This is a genomic window from Nocardia acididurans (assembly GCF_016741815.1).
GTDB classification, from domain to species: Bacteria; Actinomycetota; Actinomycetes; order Mycobacteriales; family Mycobacteriaceae; genus Nocardia; species Nocardia acididurans.
In genome coordinates this window covers 391,000-413,928 of sequence record NZ_JAERRJ010000007.1, presented here as the reverse complement: position 1 = coordinate 413,928, position 22,929 = coordinate 391,000, and the positions used below count along the sequence as shown (strand labels likewise).

The window sequence follows — 22,929 nt, the reverse complement described above, 5'->3', positions numbered from 1 at the left end:
ACCGGGTCCTGGCAGCGTCGAGACCATGACAACGACGACAGCACCTCTCCGCACCACCGACCCGGAGCCGCTGCGCGCCCTACTCCAGGCGCAGCGCGACGCCTGGGCGGCCGGCGACGGCGCCGCCTTCGCCGCGACCTTCACCGAGGACGCCGACTTCATCTCGGTCATCGGCGAATTCATCCGTGGCCGAACCGAACTCGCCACGGTCATGCAGGAGGGCTTCGACGGCTTCATGAAGGGCACCCACATGGCCGAGCCCGATACCCTGACCATCCGATACCCGGCACCCGACATCGCGATCATGATTACCGTAGGGGACCGGCCGCTGCGCCCCGGACCGAAACCCGACGCGGTACCCCAGTCCATTCAGACCCGAGTCGCGGTGCGCGCCAACGGAACCTGGCTGTTCACCAGCTTCCACAACACGCACATCCGCGAGTTCCCGGCCTGAACACCCGCCTCACCGCACGAATCCACCCTCGGCGGCGATGGTCTGACCGGTGATCCACTCGGCATCGGGGCTCAGCAGGAACCGCACCAGGCGAGCCGCGTCACGCGGTTCGCCCCAGCGGCCCGTGGGGAAGCGCTGCCGTACGAGTTCCCACGCCGCCCCGGGTGCGTAGCCGGTATCGGTGGGGCCCGGATTCACGCAGTTGACTCGAATCCCCCTGGGGGCCAGCGCCGCCGACGCCTGGGTGCAGACACCGCGCACCGCCTCCTTGCTCACCGCATACGCGATCTCACCGGCCATGGGCCCGAGATACTGCCCGCTGGTGAGCAAGACGATCGAACCCCCGCGTCCCTTGGGCAGCGCGGCCGCGAACTCCTGAACGAGCAGCATGCTCGCCCGCACATTCACCGCGAGGTGCCGATCGATATTCGCCGCCGTCCACGCGCCGAAGTCCTCCGCCACGGAGTAGGCGTGATCGACGACCAGCCCGTCCACGATCTCATGCTCGTCACGCACCTGCGCGAAGATCCGGCCCGGTTCCTCGGGCTCGGCCAGATCCCCGTCCCGCAGGGCCGACACCTCCAGCCCCTCGCCCCGCAGCTGCGCGGCCACACTGCTGCCGGCGAGCCCGTCCGCATCCGGATATCGTTGCTGCCGATCGTATTCCGGCAACCCATGGGTCAGCACCGCCGCACCCGCCCGCGCACAATGCTCCGCGATGGCGGCCCCGATCCCGCCGGGACGGCTCACCCCCGTCACCAGAATGCGCTGCCCGCGTAACTGATCCACCCTGCTCCTTCGGCTATCCCAGCGCCGCGAACCACAGCTCGAAGCTCAGCACCCGCTCCCGCACCCGAGGCGGCGTCATCGCGTCGAGCCGATTCACCAGCGCCTGCGCCGCCGGCTTCGGGAAGCTCCCCTTGGTGGCGAGGCTGACCCGCAGTGGCCGCTCCGGCGCGAATTCGACTCCCACCACCAGCTGTTCGAGGTCGTGATAGGGCGCACCCGCCACCGCCTCGTCGACGATGCGCGACATCTCATCGCAGAAAGCGGTCAGCTCCTCCACGGACAGTTCCGCGGCGAACGCCGCCTCCTCCGCCAGCAGCACCACCTGCGTCCGCTGCACTGCCTGCGGTAGGGGCGTGCCGTTGACCGGTGCGGGTGGGGTGAGGCGCTGCGTGGCCGCATCACCGGTGGCGGCGTGCGGCGGGTTCGAGTCCTGCCAGTAGGGGCGACTGTCGGGGGAGGCGCCGAGGCGGGCGGGAGCGTCCGGATGCCAGAGCGGCGGAGGCGGCGGCAGGTCCGGTGCTTGCTGCTTGGCCGTGCGGTCCGAGCGGGGCCAGAGCCGCTTCGTCGGCGGGTCGGGGGTCGGCTGTCGTGCTGGAATCCGTTGCGTCGCAGCCATGTCGGGGTGTGGCGCGGGTGGAGCCGGTGCGGCTGTCTCCGGTTCGTGGCGGCGGAAGGTGTCGGTCGCGATGTAGGCGCCGAAGGGGGAGGCGTGGCCGATGGCGCCGGTGCCCACGACGACTTCGGTGTGGCCCAGGCGGCGGCGGAATTCGTGGCCTCGGGTCAGGGCTTCGGCGATGGCGTCGCGGTCGGCGGGGGACAGGACCAGGCCGAAGCCGTCTTCCAGATGGTTTGTGCTGGAAGCGCCTTCGGCGACGACGAGCATGAGGAAGTTGCCGGCGGTGAGGGTGTCGGGGGTCGGGCGGGTGCCGGTGATGTTGATGGCGGAGCGGATGCCGTCGCGGGTCCAGTAGAAGCGTTGCGGGGCGACGCTGTGGGTGGCGGCGGTGAGCAGGGCGATGCCGCGCGGGGCGTGTTCGCGCAGCAGCCAGGCCAGCCAGTCGGCGCGGTCCGGGGTGACGGTGACGCGTAGCTCGGTCTGGTTGCTCGCCACCTCGATCCACGGGGTGTGCGTCATCGGCATGAGGTTGAGTTTGGTTGCGGCGCTGTGCTTCCGGAAGTCGAGGACGGCGCGGCGGCGGCGCGTGAAGTACGCCGGATAGGGGAACACCCGGGCCTGTTCGCCGAGCAGTGCGAGCAGGCGGGCGTGGCCGAACATGTCGGCCACCTGGTATTCGTCGTCGATCAGCGGGACGGCCAGGATCGGCGGGAGGCCGTCGGGGTACAGGCTCGCGCCGTCGGGGTGTTCCTCGAACAGATATCCGGTGACGCCGGGTTCATTGGCGGCGACGCCCGCGGCGGGTACGCGTTTCCCGGCTTCGAAGGGCCGTCCCGCACTCGCCTCCTGGTGTGCCAGCGTCATGAGCGCGAGCGGGTAGTTCGGCACCGTGCTCCCGTCCTCGGCGTCGCGTCGCTCGCGCAGCACCTGCAGCACGAGTTCGCGCTGCCCCAGCCGCTGCAGTCCGTCGCTGGCGTACAGCCACACCTCGCGCCCGCCCGGCGTGGTGCCGACCAGTATGCGCGCGGACAATCGGCCCGGAATCAGCTCAACGGTGCGGATCTGGCGCATACCGTCGGGACACCCCCTCGAGAATCGGACTTTCGCAACGGTTCTACCAGGGCTCAGTCGATCCGCAATGCGGGGCGGTCGGGGTGGTCCCAGCGCACGGTGAGGTCGGGTTGCTCGGTGGTCTCCTGATCGTGCTGCAGCAGAACGGGAATGGTCCACTGTTCGGCCGGGGCCGTGTGGCGGCGCAGCGCCGCCGCCGACATCTGCAGCCGTACCGTGAGATCGAACTCCAGCCCGCGCCCGAGCAGCATCGGTCCCGCGAGGATCAGCACGGTATTCGGCTGGGCGGCCAGCGGCCGGGCGCGCGCCGACCGGTCGGTGTGTTCGTCCCACAGCGCGGGCAGCCACCGCTGCCGCTCCCGGAGCGCCTGCACCACTTCCCGGTCGAGCGCCGCGTAGTCGAACCAGGCCGTGCGATACGACAATTCATCGGTGTGCCCGAACTCCAGCCGCAGGGACGCGGGCCGGATGAAGTCGTGCACGGCCACCACACCCGACTCCCGCCCATACCGCACACCCAGATCCGCCACCCGGTGCGCGAACGGCACCGGATCGGCCGCATCCGCGCCGTCGATCGCGATCACGCCGGCGCCGGGCAGTCCGAACGCGCGCTCGGCGACCAGCTCCGCGAGGGATCCGGGTGTGATGGCGGTGAATTCGGGCACGAGAGCATTCTTGATCGTCGCCCGCCGCGCCGCGCGGGCAGTCCGGAGTACGGCCGGGCGCAGTCCGCCGTTCCGGCAGGTCGCGCGGTTGCCGAAGGCGGCCGGTTGTTAGCCTGAGCCCGACAATCCGGAAAGGGACGGTGCATGGCGACGATCGAAGAGGCCCTCGAAATCGAGCAGATCGAGCGGGACATCTTCCGCGGCGCGTCGACGAAGACGCAGCTGCCGCGCACCTTCGGCGGACAGGTCGCCGGGCAGGCGCTGGTGTCGGCAGTGCGCACGGTGGATCCGCGATACCAGGTGCATTCACTGCACGGGTACTTCCTGCGGCCGGGCAATCCGGTGGAGCCGACCGTCTACCTGGTCGACCGCATCCGGGACGGCCGTTCCTTCTGCACCCGCCGGGTGACCGGCGTGCAAAACGGCGAGGCCATCTTCACCATGTCGGCGTCCTTCCACATCGGCGACGAGGGCCCCGAACATCAGGACGAGATGCCGGTGGTGCCCGCGCCGCTGGATCTGCCCGACGCCAAGACCTCCATGAGCCCGGAACGCCTGTGGGCCATGCGCGAATGGGAGCACTGGGACATCCGCACCATTCCGCAGGAGGAGGTGGCCCGCCGCGACGGTCTGGCCGCCCAGCAGCAGGTGTGGTTCCGCTACCGCCACGAGCTGCCGGACGATCCGCTGTTCCACGTCTGCACCCTGGCGTACATGAGCGATATGACCCTGCTCGGTTCGTCCAAGGTCATCCACCCGGACGAGCCCACCCAGAACGCCTCCCTCGATCACGCCATGTGGTTCCTGCGTTCCTTCCGCGCCGACGACTGGCTGCTCTACGACCAGCAGTCGCCGTCCGCGGGCTTCGGCCGCGCGCTCACCGCGGGCCGCATCTGGAATCAGCGCGGCGAACTCGTCGCGGTGGTGGTGCAGGAGGGCCTGATCCGCAACCTGCGCGAACCAGGCGAATCCTTCCCGCCCGGCACGGCGTAATCATCCTCCCGTAGCGCGAATCGCCTTGGCGCCGAAGGCTCGTCACCGTCGGCGCCGGGCTCGGCATCAGGCAGTCTGGACTCGCAGGTGGCACACCACGGTGTCCGGCATCTTGCGCAGCACCTTCTCGAGTTCGTCGCTGCGGTGGCTGGGCAGCACGTGATTCCAGCCCGCCGGGGGTTCGATCTCGGCGATCACCACGACCTTGCGCCGGCCTTCGAAATTGTCCCGCACATAGCGTGCGACCGGTCCGCCGACCGTGGAGTCCCCGTCCTCCAGCATGATCAGCCGGACATCGGGATGCCAGGCCTCCCACTCCTTGGTGAACAGGGTCATGTTCTCCCCGGGCAGGCAGACGTGCACGGCGATCACGTCGCGGCCCAGTGACATGGCGGCCGACAGCGCCTCCCGGCTCAGTTCCGACACCTCGGAGACGGGCACCACGATGGCGGTCTCGGTGGCGCGCGGCTCCTCCGGCACGCAACCGGTGCCACGGCAGCCGTCGATCCGGTTGTAGGCCTTGCGAATTCGTTCCATCCCGAAAACCAGCAGCGGCAGCACCACCACGATCAGCCACGCGCCCTCGGTGAACTTCATGGCGGTGGTGACGAGCGCGGCCACGAAGGTCAGCAGCGCGCCGAAGCCGTTGAGCGCGATCCGCCACTCCCAGCCGGGCCCGTGCGTGGCCAGCCAGTGCCGCACCATGCCGACCTGCGCGATGGTGAAGCCCACGAACACGCCGATCGCGAACAGCGGAACCAGCGCATTCATATTGCCCTCGGAGGCGATGAGCAGTACGGCCGCCGAAATGCCCAGTGTCACGACGCCGAAGCGGTACACCTGGCGCGGCGAGGTGACCGCGAACCGGTGCGGCAGGCAGTTGTCGTCGGCCAGGATCTTGGTCAGCGTCGGCAGCCCGCCGTAGGAGGTGTTGGCCGCCAGCGCCAGCAGGATCACGGTCGCGAATTGCACGATGTAGTAACCGATTCCGTGCCCCAGCGCGGCTTCGGTGAGCTGCGACAGCACGGTGGTGCCCTCGATCGGATGCACCTCGAACTTCTCGATCAGCGTCGCCAGCCCGAGCAGCATCACACCGAGCAGCACGCCCAGCGCCACCTCGGCCCGCTGGGCGCGGCGCACCTTCGGCTGCGCGAAACTCGGCACCGCGTTGGCGATGGCCTCGACGCCGGTCAGCGCCGCACAGCCACTGGAGAAGGCCTTGAGCAGCAACAGGATTCCGATGGTGTGCGCATCGGTGACGACCTGCGCGCCGGTGGCCACGCTCGCCGGTTCCGAGCGCAGCAGGCCCGCGACGATCACGGTGAGAATGCCGAGCACGAACACGATGGTGGGCGCCATGAACGCCCGCGCGCTCTCGCGAATCCCGTACAGGTTGAGCACGGTGATACCGACCAGAATGCCCAGGCACAGCCACACCGTGTACGGCAGCATCCCCGGGAACGCGGAGGTCAGCGCCGCGACACCGGCCGCGATGGACACCGCCACATTGAGGACATAGTCGACGATGAGCGAGGCCGCCGCCACCAGGCTGGTCCGGTGTCCGAGCCACTTCTTGGCCACCGCGTACGCGCCGCCACCGTTCGGGAAGGTGGCGATGACCTGCCGATACGAGGCGATGAGCACAGCCAGCAGCACCACGATGGCGGCCGTGACCGGAAGTGTGAAGCCCAATCCGGCCGCGCCCGCGGCGGCCAGTACCAGCACGATCGCCTCCGGGCCGTACGACACCGACGCCATGGCGTCCAGCGACAGTCCGGCCAGTCCGGTGGAAACGGTGAGGCCGCGACGAGGCGGAGGTACGGCGGAATCGTGGACAGCATTGTTCGGAACGCGCGGGTTCGAACCGGGCTCCGAGTGGGGAAGAACTTCGGTCACAAGGGACGAGTGTCGGCCCGCGTCCCGCACCCGGTCACACGTCCTGATGCAATCTTGACGCCGTGGGTGAGCAGGGCCACACCTGCCCCGAATCGTAGGATCACCAGTGTGACTCCGACGATTGGTGTGCTGGCATTACAGGGTGACGTGCGCGAACACGTGCACGCGCTGACGGCTTCGGGCGCGCAGGCGGTCCCCGTGCGCCGGGAATCCGAACTGGCAGCCGTCGACGGCCTCGTCATCCCCGGCGGCGAATCCACCGCGATCTCCAAACTGCTCGAGGTCTTCGATCTGCTCGAGCCCGTGAAGCAGCGCCTGCGCGACGGCCTGCCCGCCTACGGTTCCTGCGCGGGCATGATCCTGCTCGCCTCCGAGGTCCTCGACACCCGCCCGGATATGCAGCCCCTGCACGGCATCGATATGACCGTGCGCCGCAATGCTTTCGGCCGCCAGGTGGATTCTTTCGAGACAACCCTCGATTTCGCCGGCCTCGAGGACGGACCGGTGCACGCCGTGTTCATCCGCGCCCCCTGGGTGGAACGGGCGGGGGAGGGCGTGGAGGTGCTCGCCCGCGTCCCCTCCGGCCCGGCGGCCTGTCGCATCGTCGCGGTGCGACAGGGCAATGTCATGGCCACCTCCTTCCACCCCGAGGTGACCGGTGACCTGCGCGTACACAAACTGTTCGTGGACACCGTGGTGCGCCCGCGCGCCGGTGTCTGAAATGTGAATCACACGTCGCAGTAGACTGGGGCCCGCTGTCCGTCCGCGGGCGCGCGATTCTCCGGAACCGTCGAGCCCCCTGAACCGAGGAAGTAGGGAATGAGCGGCCACTCCAAATGGGCCACCACCAAGCACAAGAAGGCTGCCCTCGACGCCAAGCGCGGCAAGCTCTTCGCGAAGCTGATCAAGAACATCGAGGTGGCGGCGCGGACCGGCGGTGGTGACCCGGACGGCAACCCGACACTCTGGGATGCCATTCAGAAGGCGAAGAAGAACTCGGTCCCCAACGACAACATCGAGCGCGCCCGCAAGCGCGGCGGTGGCGAAGAGGCCGGCGGCGCCGACTGGCAGACCATCATGTACGAGGGCTACGGCCCCAATGGTGTTGCCGTGCTGATCGAATGCCTCACCGACAACCGCAACCGCGCCGCCGGTGAGGTCCGCGTCGCCATGACCCGCAACGGCGGCAATATGGCCGACGTCGGCTCGGTGTCGTACCTGTTCTCGCGCAAGGGCATCATCACCCTCGACAAGAACGGCCGCAGCGAGGACGACCTCCTGGAGATCGTGCTCGACGCCGGCGCCGAGGAGATCAACGACCTGGGCGACCAGTTCGAGATCATCTCCGAGCCCACCGACCTGATCGGGGTGCGCACCGCCCTGCAGGGCGCCGGCATCGACTACGACTCGGCCGAATCCGGCTTCATGCCTTCGGTTTCCGTGGCCGCCGACGCCGACCTGGCGCGCAAGGTGTTCAAGCTCGTGGACGCGCTCGAGGACAGTGACGACGTGCAGAATGTCTACACCAATATCGACATCTCCAGTGAGGTGCTCGCCGAGCTCGACGCCTGAGCTGCCGATCGACGAAACAGCCGCCCGTATGTCTACGGGCGGCTGTTCTCTTTCTACCGGCTGGGTGTCAGCGCAGCGTCGTATTGGCGGTCCGGAGCCTGGGCAGCAGTACGCCCAGCGCGATCATGCCCACGCCGAGCACGAAGTGCAGCCAGTCGTCGGCGGTATTGAGCGGCACGAAGTTGATGTCATCGGTCTTGTCGATCACCAGGCCGAAGATCCACAGGATCAGATAGATGACGCCGCCGCCGATCAGGAATCCGCGCGCGGCCGAAATCGTCCTGCTCGCGGCCAGGCCGGCGAGACCGAAGACGACGTGAACGAGGTTGTGCAGCACCGAAACCTGGAAGACGCCCAGCAGCTTCGCATGCGATTCGTGCCCGGCGAATTCGAGCATGTCGTAGTCGGTGGTGATGCCCGGAATGAAGCCGAGCACGCCCACCAGCAGGAATACTGCCCCGACCGCGGCCGAGGCCAGCTGCACCGGAGTCCACCGGCGAGTGGTGCTGGGATTGAAAGTGGCCATCTCCTCATCGCCTTTCCTCGATCCGGCGAGAGACATCGCAGGTCGCGCTGCCCGCCTCACCGGGCCTGTCGCCGAACTACCCGGCGGACGGGGACGCAAACAGTGGCAGGATCCAGGTCATGGCTGAACTGATCGCGGTCCGTGGGGACATCACCGAGCAGGCGGTGGACGCGGTGGTGAACGCCGCCAATTCGTCGCTGCTCGGCGGCGGGGGAGTGGACGGCGCGATTCACCGCAAGGGTGGGCCGGAGATTCTCGCCGAATGCCGCAAGCTACGCGCTTCGCAGTACGGCAAAGGGTTGAAGACCGGGCAGGCCGTGGCCACCACCGCCGGAAATCTGCCCGCGCGCTGGGTGATTCACACCGTGGGGCCGGTATGGTCGGCGGCCGAGGACCGTTCGGAGCTGCTGGCTTCCTGCTATCGCGAATCCCTGCGCGTGGCAGATGAATTGGGCGCGCGCACGATCGCGTTCCCGGCCATCTCCACCGGAATCTTCGGCTGGCCGATGGATGACGGCGCGCGGATCGCGGTCGAGATCGCGCGCACCACCGAAACCGCTGTCCAACAAGTGCGATTCGTCCTGTTCAGTGAAGACGCGCTGCAAGCCTTCCTCGCCCAAGGGATTTAGCCGCAGTCGCCGCCCGCGGATCCGCGCCGCGCCGGTCGGGCGGCGGTCGTGTAATCGTGTAGTCGTGTCCGGTAGGCTCTCGAACAGTTGTTCGCGTATGGCGAGAGGGGTTGTGGTGCGGGTCATGGGCGTCGACCCCGGGCTGACCCGGTGCGGCCTGAGCATGGTCGAGGGCGGGGTGGGCCGGCAGGTCACCGCGATCCAGGTCGATGTGGTCCGCACCCCGCCCGATATGGATCTCGCCGAACGGCTGCTTCGCGTCTCCGACGCCGCCGAACTCTGGATGGACACCCACAAACCCGAGGTCGTCGCCATCGAACGCGTCTTCTCACAGCACAATGTGCGCACGGCCATGGCCACCGCGCAGGCGGGCGGCGTCATCGCCCTCGCGGCGGCGCGGCGCGGCATCCCCGTGCACTTCCACACCCCCAGTCAAGTGAAAGCCGCCGTCACCGGAAACGGTTCCGCCGACAAGGCGCAAGTGACCACCATGGTGACGCGTATCCTCGGGCTCGCCGTCGCACCGAAACCCGCCGACGCCGCCGACGCGCTCGCACTGGCCATCTGCCACTGCTGGCGCGCGCCCATGCTCGACCGCATGGCGAAAGCGGAGGCGATGGCCGCGGCGCAACGGCGCCTGTACGAGGAAAGGCTTGCCCAGCAACGGAAGGCGGTACCCCGGTGATCGCGTCGATACGCGGTGAAGTGCTCGAGATCGGACTCGACCATGCGGTGCTGGAGGCCGCCGGAGTCGGCTACCGGCTCAATGCCACACCCGCGACGCTGGCCACCCTCACCCGCGGCGAGGAATCCCGGCTCTACACGACCATGATCGTGCGCGAGGACTCGCAGACGCTGTTCGGCTTCGCCGACACCGAAGCCCGAGACCTGTTCGGGCTCTTGCAGACCGTCTCCGGCGTCGGCCCGAAACTGGCCATGGCCGTACTCGCCGTACTGGAACCCGAAGCCCTGCGCAAAGCCCTCGCCGAAAGCAATGTGGCGGCGCTGACGCGCGTCCCCGGTGTCGGCAAGCGCGGCGCCGAACGCATGTGCGTGGAACTGCGCGACAAGGTGAATCTGGTTCCGGTGCAATCGGGTCCGCCCGGATCCGGCCCCGCGCCCATGGTCACCCCCATTCGCGATCAGGTGGTGGACGCGCTCATCGGCCTCGGCTTCCAGGCCCGCCAGGCCGAGGGCGCGGTCGACGTGGTCCTCGTCAACGACCCCGACGCCAACACCAGCCAGGCGCTGCGCGCCGCACTGGCACTGCTGGGCAAGAACCGATAGGTCGGCGCTGATCATGAAAGACGACCCAGCCGAACACGGCGCAGCCGAATTCGATCCCGAAGCGGACGGCGCGGCCGAATTCGATCCCGCGCGGGTGAACCCCGAGGGATACGGTCCCGGCGAGTTCGATCCCGCCGAATCCGCCGTCACCGCGAGCCTGCTGCAATCCGAGGGCGAGATCGAAGCCAGCCTGCGGCCGAAATCCCTGGAGGATTTCATCGGCCAGCCGCGCGTGCGCGAACAGCTCGCCCTCGTCCTGCGCGGAGCCAAATTGCGTGGTGGCACACCGGATCACGTGCTGCTGTCCGGCCCGCCCGGACTCGGCAAAACCTCGATGGCCATGATCATCGCCGGTGAACTCGGCACCGCCCTGCGCCTGACCTCGGGCCCCGCCCTGGAACGCGCCGGCGACCTGGCCGCCATGCTCAGCAACCTGGTCGAAGGCGATGTCCTGTTCATCGACGAGATCCACCGCATGGCCCGCCCCGCCGAGGAAATGCTCTACCTCGCCATGGAGGACTTCCGCGTAGACGTCGTGGTCGGTAAAGGCCCCGGCGCGACCTCGATCCCCCTCGACATCGCCCCCTTCACCCTGGTCGGCGCGACCACCCGCTCCGGCGCGCTCACCGGCCCCCTGCGCGACCGCTTCGGCTTCACCGGCCACATGGATTTCTACGAACCCGATGAGCTGCAACTGATCCTGCAGCGCTCGGCCCGAATCCTGGGTGTCCGCCTGGAATCCGACGCCGCCTGGGAGATCGCGGGCCGCTCCCGTGGCACGCCCCGCATCGCCAACCGCCTGCTGCGCCGCGTCCGCGACTACGCCGAGGTGAAGGCCGACGGCCTGGTCACCCCTGAAATCGCCCACGCCGCGCTGGCCGTCTACGACGTGGACGTCCTCGGCCTCGACCGCCTCGACCGAGCTGTGCTCTCCGCCCTTATCCGCAGCTTCAACGGTGGCCCCGTAGGAGTTTCGACCCTGGCCGTGGCAGTCGGCGAGGAAGCGGCCACCGTCGAAGAAGTCTGCGAACCCTTCCTGGTCCGAGCAGGCCTGGTGGCCCGCACCCCCCGCGGCCGTGTAGCCACCGCCGCCGCCTGGGAACACCTCGGCCTGGTCCCACCCCCCGACCTGGTCTTCGGTTCCATCGAGGTCCGCGCCCGCGAAAACCACCCCACCCTGGACCTTTTCGAGTAAAACGGTGTGCCCTCCCTGCGGGGGAAGGGAGGTGGCGTATTCCTGGAATGCGCGAACGATGGCGACTGAGATTCCGGCCAAATACATGCCGGAATGACGGAGGTCGGCTGGACGACATCGCGGCAACAGGCTCAGGAGCTGTAGGTCGGTGAGGCGGTCGAACCGCATCCCACTCGGCTGCGACCCGCCCGCGGTCGATCAGTCGACTGTCAGGACGATCTTGCCTGCGGTGCGGTTGGTATCGCCGAGGGCGTGACCCTTCGCGGCCTCGGACAGTGGGAAGGTCGCGGCGATCTCGGGGTGGAGGGCGCCGGATTCGGCGAGGTCGGCGAGGGCGGTCATCCCTGCGTGGTCGGCCTCGACGAGCAGGCCCGCGAAGCGCACGCCGAGTCGGTCGGCCTCCTTGGTGAGCTGATCGGAGCCGAACGCGCGGATGGAGACGAGGATGCCTCCGGGGCGAGCGCAGGGAACGCAGGGCGTGGGCTTCGTCGATGGGGTCCAGGATCACATCGGCGTCGCGTACCGCTTCGGTGAAATCGGTTGTGCGATAGTCGATCACTTCGTCGACGCCGAGGCGGCGGAGGAAGTCGTGGTTGGCCGGGCTCGCGGTGCCGATGACGTGTGCGCCGCGTGCTCTGGCGATCTGTACCGCGAAGTGGTCGACGCCGCCGGCGGCCGCGTGGATCAGAACCCGTTGGCCCGCTTGCACATTCGCGGTGTCGACCAGGGCCTGCCAGGCGGTGAGAGCAGCCAGGGGGATGGCGGCGGCTCGAACGTGATCGAGGTTGTCCGGTTTGCGGGCGAAGGCGCGGGCGGGACCGGTGACATATTCGGCGGCCGCGCCGTGGCCGTGCGGGTAGGGGAGCATGCCGAAGACCTCGTCGCCGGGGTGGAACAGGGTGACCCCCGGGCCGACGGCCGCGACCTCACCGGAGACATCCCAGCCCAGCACGAACGGCGGCGCGGGGAGGAACATGCCCGCCAGGGCGCGGTGCTTCCAGTCGGTGGGGTTGAGGGCGGTGGCGCGGACCCGTACCAGGATCTCGCTCGGGCCGGGGGTCGGCACGGGCTGCTCGACCTCGTGCAGCACCTCCGGGCCACCGAGAACGTCCTGGTCGATGGCCCGCATGGTCTCCGGAATCGTGATGTTGTTCTGGCTCATGCCGACCAGATTGCCGCCTGAACCGCGCCCGGAAAATGGCAGGATAGCCAATATTCGATAGGATCATGCCATGCGCGCGGAGGGTGGCAGTGTCTCGAACGAAGGAGCGACCGGTCTGTCGTGGGACGGTCCGGTCGCCGGACCGCCGAGCGCCGAGGCGGACGGTGCGCGACCTCATCGCGTGGTGGTCCTGGCCCTCGATGGGGTGTATCCATTCGAGCTCGGCATCCCCAACCGGGTTTTCGGCACCGCCGGTGGGCGCTACGAGATCGTCACGTGTTCCCCGGACGGCCGTCCCGTGCGCAGCAGCTCCGACTTCGATATCGCGGTCGCCCACGACAGCAGTGCGCTGGAATCCGCGGATACTGTTGTGATCCCGCCATGCGAGGTGTGGTCGATCCTGGATCACGGTCTGCCGCCGGAGATTTCCGACGCGCTCACCCGGATTCGGCCGGGAGCGCGCGTGGTGTCCATCTGCACGGGGGCGATCGTGATGGCGGCGGCCGGGCTGCTCGACGACCGGCCCGCCACCACGCACTGGAACTTCACCGCGGAATTCCGGCGCAGATTCCCGCGTATCCGGCTCGATCCGGATGTGCTGTATGTCGACGACGGCGACATCCTGACCTCGGCGGGCGCAGCCGCCGGAGTCGACCTGTGCCTGCATCTGATTCGCCGCGATCACGGCAGCGAGGTGGCCAATTCGGTCGCCCGATGCTGTGTGGTCCCGCCCTGGCGGGAGGGCGGGCAGGCGCAGTTCATCGAGCAGCCCGTGCCGCCGCCGGCCTCCGCGGGCACCGCCGCCGCCCGGCAGTGGGCCCTGGAGAACCTGCACCTGCCGGTGTCCATGGCCGATCTCGCGGCGCAGGCGCGCATGAGCGGCCGCACCTTCGCCCGCCGCTTCCGCGATGAAGTCGGAATGAGCCCGGGGCGCTGGCTCATTCAGCAGCGGGTGTTCCGGGCCCGGGAGCTGCTCGAGGCCACCGATATGCCGATCGACCGCATCGCGAGCGAGGTCGGCTTCGCCACCGGCGCGTCCCTGCGGCAGCATCTGCACGAGGCCATCGGCGTCTCCCCGGGCAGTTATCGGCGTACCTTCCGGGCGGCGGCCGGAGTACCGTGAGGATCATGGAGCCGGACAACGGAATCCAGGATCTGCCGGTCATCGACATGTGGGCGCCGATCGTGCCGTCGCGGGGGATCATGCGGCACGTCGGGGCGAATCTGCCCGACGAATTGCTCTCGTATCTGGCCGTTTTCAGCAAGATGCGGGTCACCGCGGAGCAGTACGCCCAGGCCGCCCCGGCTCTGACGCGCGAGGACGACGAGATTCTGGCCGATCTCGACGCCGCGCGGATCCGCTGGTCGCTCATCACCGGATTCGACGAGAAGTCCACCTGCGGCAAGACCTTCGTCTCCAATGAGGTGGTGGCCGAACTGGCGGCCCGGTATCCGGATCGGTTCATACCGTTCGCGGGCGCGGATGTCCTGGCCGACGGAGCGTTGAAGGAGTTCGAGCACTGGATCACCGAGCGGGGATTCCGGGGACTTTCGCTGCGGCCCTTCATGATCGGGCGTCCGCTCACCGACCCGGTCTGTCAGCCGTTTCTCGCGGCCTGCGCCGAACTCGGGGTGCCGGTGAGCGTGCACTGCTCGCACAACTGGACCAGCACCCGGCCCTCCGACCTCGGCCACCCCCGCCACATCGACGAAATCGCCTGCCGCTACCCGGAACTGACGCTCATCATGAGTCACGCCGGATATCCGTGGGTGCTGGAGGCGTGCCTGACGGCGTGGAAGCATCCGAACGTGTACCTCGAACTGGCGGCCCACCGCCCGCGCTACTTCACCGCGGCGGGCGCGGGCTGGGAGCCGCTCATGCGTTTCGGGCGGTCCACGATCGCCGACAAGATCCTCTACGGCACCGGCGCTTTCCTCATCAACCGGCCCGCCTCGGAGCTGGTGGGGGAGATGCGGGAGCTGCCGCTCTCGCCCGAGGTCGCCCGGAAGTGGTTGTACGACAACGCGGCCCGGCTGCTGTCGCTCGACTGAGTGCGCGAGGCCAGCACCAGCCCGAGCAGCCCGACGGCGAGTCCGGCAATGGTCAACGGCGGCAACGGTTCACCGATCACCAGCCAGGCCATGGCCGCGGTCACGGCGGGGATGGCGAAGAAGTATCGGCCGACCCGCGTGGTGTCCCAGTACCGCAGCATGGTGTTGAGCAGCAGGAACGCCGCCATCGAGTTCACCAGCACGATCCAGGCCAGGGATCCGGCGAAGTGCCCGGCGTCGGCGACGTGGAAATCATTGCCCAGCAAGGCGATCAGGCCCGCGAACGGTGCGCTCACGGCCACGTGGACGGCCGTCCCCGTCCGGGGATCGATGCCCGGCGTGAACCGCTTCTGATAGATCGTGCCCAGGGACAGCCCGGCCAACCCCACCACGCACAGGATCAACCCGCTGACCGAGAACGTGGACTGATCCACCACCGCCAAACCGACTCCCACACCGCCGATTCCGAAGCCGAGCCACTGCCGCCGCGTCACCCGTTCGCCGAGCGCGCCCGCGAATACCGCGATCACCACCGGGCTCAACCCCTGCACCAGCGAGATCACCGCCGCGGAGACATGCTCGCCCATCGCGGTGTAGAACGCCCCGAACTGCACCATCTGCATGAGCAGCCCGGCGACGACGGCGTGCCCGAGCATCCGCCCCCGTGGCCACGCCGCCCGGGTCAGCACGGCCAGCAGGATCAACAACACCCCCGCGATCCCGAATCGCGCGAACAGCACCAGCATCGGCGGAGCCGCACCCACCCCGATGATTCCCGCGATGAACGCGCTGCTCCACATGAAGATCAGTGCGGGCGGACCCGCCACCTCCAGCAACCGATTCTCCACGAGACCCTCCTCAGTAACCGCCTCAACTGGTTACCACCGTCGCATTCCCTTGAATAACCTGTCAAGGGGGTTACGATGGCTCCGTGTTCACCTTCGTCAGCGGCAACCTCACTCTGGACTTCATCGGCACGGTGAAGGCCCGCCGCACGGACTTCGCCGACACCCTGACAACCCCGGCCGACCTGAGTGACTGGTTCGTAGCTGCAGGGCTGCTGGACCGCGCCCCCGCTGTGGACGCCGACACGCTCGAGCAGGCCAAAACCCTCCGCGAAGCCACCTACCACCTGACCCTGAGCCGGTTCGACGTGCGGCAGGACGGAGCGATGCTGCCGCCCCCGAACCTGCGGCAGGACAGCACGACCGCCGACGTTGCCCGGCGCGCGGTCAACCGATTCGCGCGGGTCTCGCTGCCCGATATCGACCTCCGCCCTGACGGCACCATCCGCCGCGCCGGGACAGCGGAGCAGGCCCTGGCCGAAATCGCCCGCACCACAATCGAACTGCTCGGCACCACCGCCGCGCGGATCAAAGAATGCGGCCGCGACGGGTGCACCCGCCTCTACCTCGACACCTCCCGCGCCGGCTCCCGCCGCTGGTGCGATATGACCGTCTGCGGCAACCGCTCCAAGAGCGCCGCCTTCCGCGCCCGCAACGCCTGACAACCTGCCACGCCTCGAGCATCCGCCGGGACCGGCGGATGCGGGTACCGGGTATCGCGAAACCGCCAGCGGCGGTGCGGTTCTCGTGGACGACCGACCAGGGCGTTCTGTGCGGTCCGTGTCGCGGACACGGCCGTGACGGGTTCGCCGGTTGTCGGTCGGTGCGGCTAGGGTCTGCGCATGCACCGCACCCACTGGCTCCCCGACCGTCCTGTTCAGTCGTCGACGTCCCGGCAAGTGCGCGACCGCTTGTTCTTCGCCACCGCGACACCACCCGAAAACGATTCGGAGGTGTGGACATTGGTGGCCACCGGGCTGCCCGGTGAACTCAGCTGTACCGTTCGAGCCCAGTCCATGGAGCAGGCCGAAGCCGAGGCCCGCACCCGCATCGCTGATCTGATGGCGGTACATCCGGGCAGTGTCGAGCTCATGGTTCACGTGACCACGACACCCGCCGAGGCAGAACGCTTCCGCGCCATGACCGAAAGCATTGTGAGCGAATGGTCGGAACTGCTCGAGCGCCTCGCTGATACCGAGTACTAGAACCCGCGTGAACAGTTGATCCGGTGGCGGGGCTCGTGAGCCACGGCGGCTACTTGTGCGCGACCACGAAGATGCGCCGGAACGGCAGCCAGGTCGTCCCGTCTGGTTGCCGCGGGTAGGCGGTACGCAGGAGCGGGGCGAGCTCCGCGCGGAACCGCTGCCATTCCTGCTCGTCCAGCGCGGTGCGCACCGGTGTCAGCGCGGTCCCCGTCACCCACTCCAACACGGGATCATCCCCGTTCAGCGCCTGCAGATACGTTGTCTCCCAAGCGTCCACCGCACATCCGGACGCGGTGAGCACCCGCGCGTACCCCTCGGGGTCGAGCACATCGCGCGGCTCCAGAATCCCGCTGTCGCGCAGCTTGTCGCGCCAGCCGTCCCGGTGCGCCAGCTCGCGGATCGCCCGGTGCGAGGGTGCGTCGAAATTCCCCGGCACCTGGAAGGCCAGCCATGCCCCAGCGGGTAGCGCGCGCACCCATCCGGGCAGCAGCTCCGCATGGCCCGGCACCCATTGCAGTACCGCATTGCACACGACCACATCGGTGTCCGGCGCGGGCCGCCACTCCCGCACATCGGTGAGTCCGGCCGACAGCCCCCGCGAGCGCGCGGCGGCGACCATTTCCGGTGAGGAATCCAGCGCCTCGATCACCGCGCCCGGCCACCGCTGCGGCAGATGAACCGTGAGGTTGCCCGGCCCGCACCCGAGATCGACCACCCGTCGCGGTTTCTTCGCATCGACCCGCGCCAGCAGCTCGAAGTACGGGCGGGCGCGGTGATCGTCGAAGACGAGGTATTGCTGCGGGTCCCACATGGTTCCTCCAGCGTCGGCCGAGATCCGGGGCGATCTCCAAGCTACCTGGGCGCCCGGGTGTACCGGTGTTTGACGCCAGGCGGAAAATACTCCGGATCCCCGTGCGGGTGCAGCAGCACCCGGGGCCGCTGGCGGCGCGCGGGCACATAGTGTGCGAACTCGCTGTTGAGGCGGAGCAGTTCGGCGTGCACGGAGTCGGCGACGCGGGTGGCGAGGCCGGTGAAAGCGACTGTGCCGGGGGCGAGTTCGACGCTGATCTGCAGGTGGCGGTCCTCGTCGCCGTCGGATACGACCTCCAGCACGAACTTGCCGGTGATATGTTCCGCGACGCCGGGTCGTTCCAGACCGACGGTGATGTTCTCCGGATAGATGTTCGCGCCGTAGAACGACACCGTGAAATGGCTGCGCCCGAAGACATAGACGAAGGGCTGCTCCGGTCCCTCGGTCCGCGGGTGCAGGCCGTGCGCGTGCAGGAAGTCGAGCATCCGATGATGCGGGATCAGCCCGCCTTCATCGGCAATGTGATAGCGCACCAACGGAATTCCGCCGTCGGCCGAGACCACCAGGGTGCCGTCGACCGCTTCGAAGAAGCGGTGATACGGGTCGTACTGCACGAGAGTCGGCAGGCGGGATTCGCCGAAGAGCTCGCGGGCGATCTCCGGCCGCGCGGCCAGCAGCCGCCGGATCTCCACGGACAGTGGAGTCTCGTTGGCGAGCACGCCCGCATCGGCGGTGCCGTACAGCGACGCGATATCGGTGCGCGGATCGCAGTGCGCGCGCTGCGCCACCAGCGTGCGCCACTCCTCGCTGAAAACCTCACCGGCGGTGACCAATTTGATGCGGTAGTCCACCCACGGCACGCCCTCGGCGTGCCCGGAGTCGATCACATCCTTGAGGAACGGCGGATAGCCGAGCAGCACCACCTGATCGAAATGCGGTGCGAGAGTGGGCAGTACGCGCAGAATCTCGGCCTTGTTGTTGCCGGGCGCGACCGTCGTCACCGGATACCCGCGCGCGGCGAGCTCACGCACACAGCCCAGCGTGTACAGCCCGCCCACCCAGGTGCCCAGTGCGAAGCACACCACGGCCAGCGTCCTCCGCTCCGCAGCCTGGAAACCATCCCGGAACACCTGCTCGAAACGCGCTGTGGTCCTTTGCTCATCGCCCATCGATCGCGGCCACGGCGTGGGCTCCCCGGTCGATCCTGAGGACATGGCGATCATGTCCGCGATCCGCCCGTCCCGGCACAGCTCGGGCAGCGGATACCGGCGCAGATACCCCGGCTTGTCCACCAGCGGCAGCTTGCTGAAATCTGCGGCGGAGCCGATCGTGGCGGGGTCGATACCGTGCTCGGCGAGGAAGGTGCGATAGGCGGGCACCGTGGCGGCGGTGCGCTCGAACAGTCCGACGACGACCTCTTCCGGAGTCAGCACCATCGGAACCTCCTGGGATCGAACGAGATAGGGCAGCCCTCAGTGCATCTTCTCGAGCTCAGTGCATCTTCTCGAGCTGCTGCGCCACCAGATCGAGAAACGCGTCCACCTCGGCGCGATGGTAGGCGGGCGCGCCGTCCGTCGCGGTGTGAAAAGCCATGTGCCGCACATCGTCCGCGGTGAGCCCGTTCGGTGTGCGGTGCGCCAGCGTCGCGGCGAGCCGGTCCAGGAACGCACCCACCTCCTCGGCCCGGTACCCGGATAGCCCGTTCGGCGGCGCGGAGAACCGGATGCGCAGCACATCGTCGTGGGTCAGCGTGTCCTCGAACCGCCCGGCGGGCACGCGAGACCGCCCCAGCCGCAGGAATTCCAGTTCGATGCACACGTGGTCGAGGAAGTCGTCCACCTGTTCCGGGTCGTACCCGCGATTGCCGCGCGGCGCACCGTCGAAGTGCATCTGCCGGATATCGGCGGCGGTGAGGTGGTCGAGGCCGAGCATGGTGTCGGCGATGCGCGCGCAGAAGGCGTCCACCTGGGCGGGGTGGTAGCCGTGGTGCCCGAACGGTGCTCTGCCGAAGTGTTTGCGGCGTACGTCTTCGGGGGTCACGCGGGTCATTGTGCCAATCGGCTCATGTCCGAATCGCTGCCGCCCCTGCCTGATACGCACTGACCGGTCGGCCCGCTCAGTCCTTGCGGATGCCGTCCACGAGCAGCCGCCGGATCGCCTGGGTGAGGTCGCCGGTCTCCATCTCGTCGGGATCGCGCAGCCCGTGCAGGATGGCGGCGAGGATCATGCCCGTCACCGCGCGTGCGGTATTGCGGGTATCCAGATCGGCACGCAGGTAACCGTGTTCCACGCCGTGCTCGAGATATCCGGCGGTCAGAGCGTCGGCGGTGTCCATGAGCCCGTACAGCCGGGTGGTCAGTTCCGCGTCGATGCCGGTGGCCTGGAACAGCAGCAGCTGCGCCACGCGGCGGTCCTCGAGCAGGATCCGGGTGAGCGCGCGCCCGATGCGCTCGGTCTGCTCGCGGTACTCCTCGAGCGAGTCGGCGGCGTCGGGTGCGTTCTCGGTGCCGAGCGTCTCGATGATGCGGGCGGCCACATCGTCGATGACATGGTCGATGATCTCGCGCTTGTTGGCGAAGTACCGGTAGAAGGTGCCGTGCCCGATGCCCAGCTCGGCGGCGATATCGGCGATCCCGGTGGCGTGATAGCCCTTCTCGGCGAAGCACACGAATGCGGTGTCGATGATCTCCTGGCGGAGTTCTGCCTTGCGTCGTTCGATTCTCGAGGATGGCTTCGTCACAGCCCCGATGATACGGTGATCACAAACGGAATGAGATGTCATTCCGTGATAAGGGATTCACATTCTGCAGGGAGGTTCGCTGTGGCACCTCAGTACGACGCCATCGTGGTCGGTGCTGGATTCGGGGGAATGGGCGCGGGCATCGAGCTCGATCGGCTCGGTCTGAGCAACTATCTGATCCTCGAGCGCGAGGACGATCTCGGCGGCACCTGGCATGTCAACCACTACCCGGGCCTGGCGGTGGACATCGCCTCGGTCACCTACTCGTACTCCTTCGAGCCCAACCCGAACTGGTCGCGGCTGTTCGCGCCGGGCGCGGAGCTCAAGAAGTACGCCGAGCACGTGGCCGACAAGTACGACCTGCGCCGGCGCATGCGCTTCGACACCGTGGTGGGCGGGGCCCGCTGGGACGAGGAGAACCAGCAGTGGGTCGTCGCCATCGAGAACGGTGAATCCCTCACCGCCCGCTACATTTTCACCGCCACCGGCTTCCTGTCGCAGCCCTACACGCCGCCGTTCCCCGGTATCGAGACCTTCCAGGGCAAGATCATCCACTCCACGGACTGGGACGACAGCTACGACCTGACCGGCCGCAAGGCCGCGCTCATCGGCACCGGCGCGACCGGCGTGCAGCTGGCCCCCGAACTGGCCGAGAAGGTCGACGAACTCACCGTCTTCCAGCGCACCGCCATCTGGGTGGTGCCCAAGGTCGACTTCGAGATCCCGCCGGCCGTGCAGAAGCTGTTCCAGCGCGTGCCCGCCACCCAGAAGGCCGCCCGCCTGGTGAACACCACCATGCTCGAGGCGCTCATGGTTGTCGGCGTGCTGCACTTCAAGGAAGCCAAGCTGCTCAACAAGGGCGCGGGCGTGCTGGCCAAGGCGCATATGTTCAGCCAGTTGCGCGACAAGAAGACGCGCAAGGCCATGACGCCGGACTACGATTTCGGCTGCAAGCGGCCCACCTTCTCCAACAAGTACTTCAAGATCTTCAACGAGCCGCATGTGCGCCTGGAGACCAACTCCATCGACCACATCGAGCCCGACGGCATCGTCACCACCGACGGCCACAAGACCGAGATCGACACCCTGGTGCTGGCCACCGGCTTCAACCTGTGGGACGTCAACTTCCCGGCCATCGAGATCATCGGCCGCGACGGCGTGAACCTCGGAAAGTTCTGGCGCGACAACCGCTTCCAGGCCTACGAGGGCATCACCGTGCCGAAGTTCCCGAACTTCCTGAGCCTCAACAGCCCGTACTCCTACAGCGGCCTGTCCTACTTCACCACCATCGAGGCGCAGATGAAGCACATCGGCCGCCTCTTCGGTGAGATGCTGCGCCGCGGCGAGCAGACCTTCGAGGTCACCGAGGACGCCAACCAGCGCTTCCTGGACACCGTCACCGACAAGCTCGGCTCCTCGGTGTTCTACGACGGCGACTGCGGCACCGCCCGCAGCTACTACTTCAACCAGCACGGTGAGGCGGCGCTGCTACGCCCGAACAGCACCCTCACCACGCACCGGCACGCCGTGAGCTTCCCGCTCGACGACTACAGCTACGGCCGCACGGCCTGATCGAGGCTCGCCCGGAGAGACGGTCGGCAGGGGCGGTACCGGTTCGAAAGAGCCGGTACCGCCCTACAGTGTTTTCGGGGCCGGCAGCGGGCGGCCACATGTTTGTCGCGGGTCCGCGGCTGTGTCTTTCGGTCGGCCCAGTGTCTTTCGGTCGACCCAGCACTTTTCGGTGCACAGGCAAACTCCGCTATTCCAGGGAGCGCGTGTGCTGCGCGGTTTCGATGAGTCCCGCGAACAGGCGGGTGATGCGTTCGGCCAAGGCGTCGGCCGTTGTGCCCATCTCGCCGGCGCGTTTCACCAGCTTCCCGTCGATCTCCAGGGAAGCGAGCCCGTGCGCCATCGCCCACCAGGCCATGATCAAGGTGTCGGCCTCGGCGGCGGGTAGTGCGCCGGCGTGAATCGCCTCGGCGACAGCATCTTCCAGCACGGCGAAGGCGGCGTCGCCCGCGTGCTCGGTTTCCGGATTCTTCTCCGGCTGGGAGAGTTCCGGTCGGAACATGAGCCGGAAGTAGGCGGGCTGCTCCCGGGCGAACCGGACATACGCGTCAGCCATGGCGATCATCGTCCCCATGATGGTGTCCGCCGAGGTGCAGGCTGCCGCCAATCTGTCCCGCAGCAGCTCGAACCCGCGACTGCTCAGCGCCGCCAGCAGGGCCGACCGATCGGCGAAGTGATGGTAGGGCGCCCCTGGACTGACCCCCGCCGCGCGCGCCACCTTGCGCAGGCTCACCGCCGCCAGCCCCTCGGTCTCGATGAGGTGCAGGGAGGCGCGCAGCAGTTCTTCGCGTAGCGCCCCGTGGTGGTAGCGGTCCTTCGTCGGCGGCATGCGAAGAGCGTAAGGGGTTGACA

At 68.2% G+C, this 22,929-nt stretch carries 24 protein-coding genes and 2 pseudogenes; 13 read left to right on the top strand and 13 right to left on the bottom strand.

Features of this window, described 5'->3' with window-relative positions; translation table 11 throughout:
• The first annotated feature begins 25 nt into the window (after positions 1–25).
• Entirely contained in the window at positions 26–454 is a 429-nt protein-coding gene (locus JK358_RS20365) for an SgcJ/EcaC family oxidoreductase (protein ID WP_201949293.1), read from the top strand.
• 9 nt (positions 455–463) lie between these two features.
• Here JK358_RS20365 and JK358_RS20360 read toward each other — a convergent pair whose 3' ends face one another.
• The 3 genes from JK358_RS20360 to JK358_RS20350 are packed head-to-tail and all read right to left on the bottom strand — an operon-like array spanning position 464 to position 3,595.
• A complete protein-coding gene (locus JK358_RS20360; protein ID WP_201949292.1) occupies positions 464–1,243 on the bottom strand; it encodes an SDR family oxidoreductase in 780 nt (259 codons plus the stop codon).
• Between the two features lie 13 nt (positions 1,244–1,256).
• Positions 1,257–2,930, bottom strand: coding sequence for a hypothetical protein (locus JK358_RS20355; protein WP_201949291.1), 1,674 nt, complete (start codon positions 2,928–2,930; stop codon positions 1,257–1,259).
• Positions 2,931–2,983: 53 nt separating this feature from the next.
• Entirely contained in the window at positions 2,984–3,595 is a 612-nt protein-coding gene (locus JK358_RS20350; RefSeq protein ID WP_201949290.1) for a nucleoside/nucleotide kinase family protein, read from the bottom strand.
• 144 nt (positions 3,596–3,739) lie between these two features.
• On the opposite strand from JK358_RS20350, the gene JK358_RS20345 reads away from it, so the two are divergent.
• The gene (locus JK358_RS20345) at positions 3,740–4,588 is read left to right on the top strand and encodes an acyl-CoA thioesterase (protein ID WP_201949289.1); all 849 of its coding nucleotides are present in this window, start codon (positions 3,740–3,742) and stop codon (positions 4,586–4,588) included.
• Between the two features lie 66 nt (positions 4,589–4,654).
• Here JK358_RS20345 and JK358_RS20340 read toward each other — a convergent pair whose 3' ends face one another.
• On the bottom strand, positions 4,655–6,346 hold the full coding sequence (locus JK358_RS20340; protein ID WP_201949434.1) for an APC family permease: 1,692 nt from the start codon (positions 6,344–6,346) through the stop codon (positions 4,655–4,657).
• A 246-nt stretch (positions 6,347–6,592) separates the two neighbouring features.
• Here JK358_RS20340 and pdxT point away from each other — a divergent pair, with 246 nt between their 5' ends.
• The gene (gene pdxT / locus JK358_RS20335) at positions 6,593–7,204 is read left to right on the top strand and encodes a pyridoxal 5'-phosphate synthase glutaminase subunit PdxT (protein WP_201949288.1); all 612 of its coding nucleotides are present in this window, start codon (positions 6,593–6,595) and stop codon (positions 7,202–7,204) included.
• 99 nt (positions 7,205–7,303) lie between these two features.
• Positions 7,304–8,056 carry a YebC/PmpR family DNA-binding transcriptional regulator gene (locus JK358_RS20330; protein ID WP_201949287.1) on the top strand — a complete coding sequence of 251 codons (753 nt, stop codon included), beginning with the start codon at positions 7,304–7,306 and terminating at the stop codon, positions 8,054–8,056.
• A gap of 67 nt (positions 8,057–8,123) precedes the next feature.
• On the opposite strand, the gene JK358_RS20325 is transcribed toward JK358_RS20330, so the two are convergent.
• A complete protein-coding gene (locus JK358_RS20325) occupies positions 8,124–8,582 on the bottom strand; it encodes a DUF4383 domain-containing protein (protein WP_201949286.1) in 459 nt (152 codons plus the stop codon).
• 119 nt (positions 8,583–8,701) lie between these two features.
• On the opposite strand from JK358_RS20325, the gene JK358_RS20320 reads away from it, so the two are divergent.
• The 4 genes from JK358_RS20320 to ruvB all read left to right on the top strand — a co-directional run bounded on the left by JK358_RS20320 (position 8,702) and on the right by ruvB (position 11,693).
• Positions 8,702–9,211, top strand: a complete 510-nt coding sequence (locus JK358_RS20320) for an O-acetyl-ADP-ribose deacetylase (RefSeq protein ID WP_201949285.1) — start codon at positions 8,702–8,704, stop codon at positions 9,209–9,211.
• 115 nt (positions 9,212–9,326) lie between these two features.
• Positions 9,327–9,896 (top strand): crossover junction endodeoxyribonuclease RuvC, encoded by a 570-nt coding sequence (ruvC, locus tag JK358_RS20315; protein ID WP_201949433.1) that lies wholly within the window; start codon positions 9,327–9,329, stop codon positions 9,894–9,896.
• Positions 9,893–10,498 carry a Holliday junction branch migration protein RuvA gene (gene ruvA / locus JK358_RS20310; RefSeq protein WP_201949284.1) on the top strand — a complete coding sequence of 202 codons (606 nt, stop codon included), beginning with the start codon at positions 9,893–9,895 and terminating at the stop codon, positions 10,496–10,498. The genes ruvC and ruvA overlap by 4 nt, the downstream gene beginning before the upstream one ends.
• A gap of 94 nt (positions 10,499–10,592) precedes the next feature.
• Positions 10,593–11,693 carry a Holliday junction branch migration DNA helicase RuvB gene (gene ruvB / locus JK358_RS20305; protein ID WP_201949432.1) on the top strand — a complete coding sequence of 367 codons (1,101 nt, stop codon included), beginning with the start codon at positions 10,593–10,595 and terminating at the stop codon, positions 11,691–11,693.
• Positions 11,694–11,891: 198 nt separating this feature from the next.
• On the opposite strand, the gene JK358_RS40405 is transcribed toward ruvB, so the two are convergent.
• Positions 11,892–12,128: a zinc-binding dehydrogenase gene (locus tag JK358_RS40405; RefSeq protein ID WP_307817649.1), complete on the bottom strand. Its 237-nt coding sequence runs from the start codon at positions 12,126–12,128 to the stop codon at positions 11,892–11,894.
• Between the two features lie 136 nt (positions 12,129–12,264).
• Positions 12,265–12,822 (bottom strand): annotated as a pseudogene (locus tag JK358_RS40400) (NADP-dependent oxidoreductase); the annotation flags it as partial.
• Positions 12,823–12,925: 103 nt separating this feature from the next.
• Between JK358_RS40400 and JK358_RS20295 the strand changes: the two are divergent.
• Entirely contained in the window at positions 12,926–13,978 is a 1,053-nt protein-coding gene (locus tag JK358_RS20295; protein ID WP_201949283.1) for a GlxA family transcriptional regulator, read from the top strand.
• Positions 13,979–13,983: 5 nt separating this feature from the next.
• Positions 13,984–14,907, top strand: coding sequence for an amidohydrolase family protein (locus tag JK358_RS20290; RefSeq protein WP_201949282.1), 924 nt, complete (start codon positions 13,984–13,986; stop codon positions 14,905–14,907).
• Between the two features lie 17 nt (positions 14,908–14,924).
• On the opposite strand, the pseudogene JK358_RS20285 reads toward JK358_RS20290, so the two are convergent.
• Positions 14,925–15,707 (bottom strand): annotated as a pseudogene (locus tag JK358_RS20285) (DMT family transporter); the annotation flags it as partial.
• Between the two features lie 131 nt (positions 15,708–15,838).
• On the opposite strand from JK358_RS20285, the gene JK358_RS20280 reads away from it, so the two are divergent.
• Together JK358_RS20280 and JK358_RS20275 are read left to right on the top strand one after the other, a co-directional pair.
• Positions 15,839–16,414 carry a CGNR zinc finger domain-containing protein gene (locus JK358_RS20280; protein ID WP_201949281.1) on the top strand — a complete coding sequence of 192 codons (576 nt, stop codon included), beginning with the start codon at positions 15,839–15,841 and terminating at the stop codon, positions 16,412–16,414.
• Positions 16,415–16,594: 180 nt separating this feature from the next.
• A complete protein-coding gene (locus JK358_RS20275; RefSeq protein ID WP_201949280.1) occupies positions 16,595–16,957 on the top strand; it encodes a hypothetical protein in 363 nt (120 codons plus the stop codon).
• A gap of 49 nt (positions 16,958–17,006) precedes the next feature.
• Here JK358_RS20275 and JK358_RS20270 read toward each other — a convergent pair whose 3' ends face one another.
• The 4 genes from JK358_RS20270 to JK358_RS20255 all read right to left on the bottom strand — a co-directional run bounded on the left by JK358_RS20270 (position 17,007) and on the right by JK358_RS20255 (position 20,550).
• Positions 17,007–17,768, bottom strand: coding sequence for a trans-aconitate 2-methyltransferase (locus JK358_RS20270; RefSeq protein ID WP_201949279.1), 762 nt, complete (start codon positions 17,766–17,768; stop codon positions 17,007–17,009).
• 41 nt (positions 17,769–17,809) lie between these two features.
• Entirely contained in the window at positions 17,810–19,204 is a 1,395-nt protein-coding gene (locus JK358_RS20265) for a phenylacetate--CoA ligase family protein (protein ID WP_201949278.1), read from the bottom strand.
• Positions 19,205–19,259: 55 nt separating this feature from the next.
• Positions 19,260–19,817, bottom strand: a complete 558-nt coding sequence (locus JK358_RS20260; RefSeq protein ID WP_201949277.1) for a DivIVA domain-containing protein — start codon at positions 19,815–19,817, stop codon at positions 19,260–19,262.
• 67 nt (positions 19,818–19,884) lie between these two features.
• A complete protein-coding gene (locus tag JK358_RS20255) occupies positions 19,885–20,550 on the bottom strand; it encodes a TetR/AcrR family transcriptional regulator (RefSeq protein WP_201949276.1) in 666 nt (221 codons plus the stop codon).
• Positions 20,551–20,589: 39 nt separating this feature from the next.
• Between JK358_RS20255 and JK358_RS20250 the strand changes: the two genes are divergently transcribed.
• Complete coding sequence (locus tag JK358_RS20250) at positions 20,590–22,080, top strand: flavin-containing monooxygenase (protein WP_201949275.1); 1,491 nt, start codon at positions 20,590–20,592, stop codon at positions 22,078–22,080.
• 187 nt (positions 22,081–22,267) lie between these two features.
• Here JK358_RS20250 and JK358_RS20245 read toward each other — a convergent pair whose 3' ends face one another.
• Positions 22,268–22,906 (bottom strand): TetR/AcrR family transcriptional regulator, encoded by a 639-nt coding sequence (locus JK358_RS20245; protein ID WP_201949274.1) that lies wholly within the window; start codon positions 22,904–22,906, stop codon positions 22,268–22,270.
• Positions 22,907–22,929 lie beyond the last annotated feature (23 nt).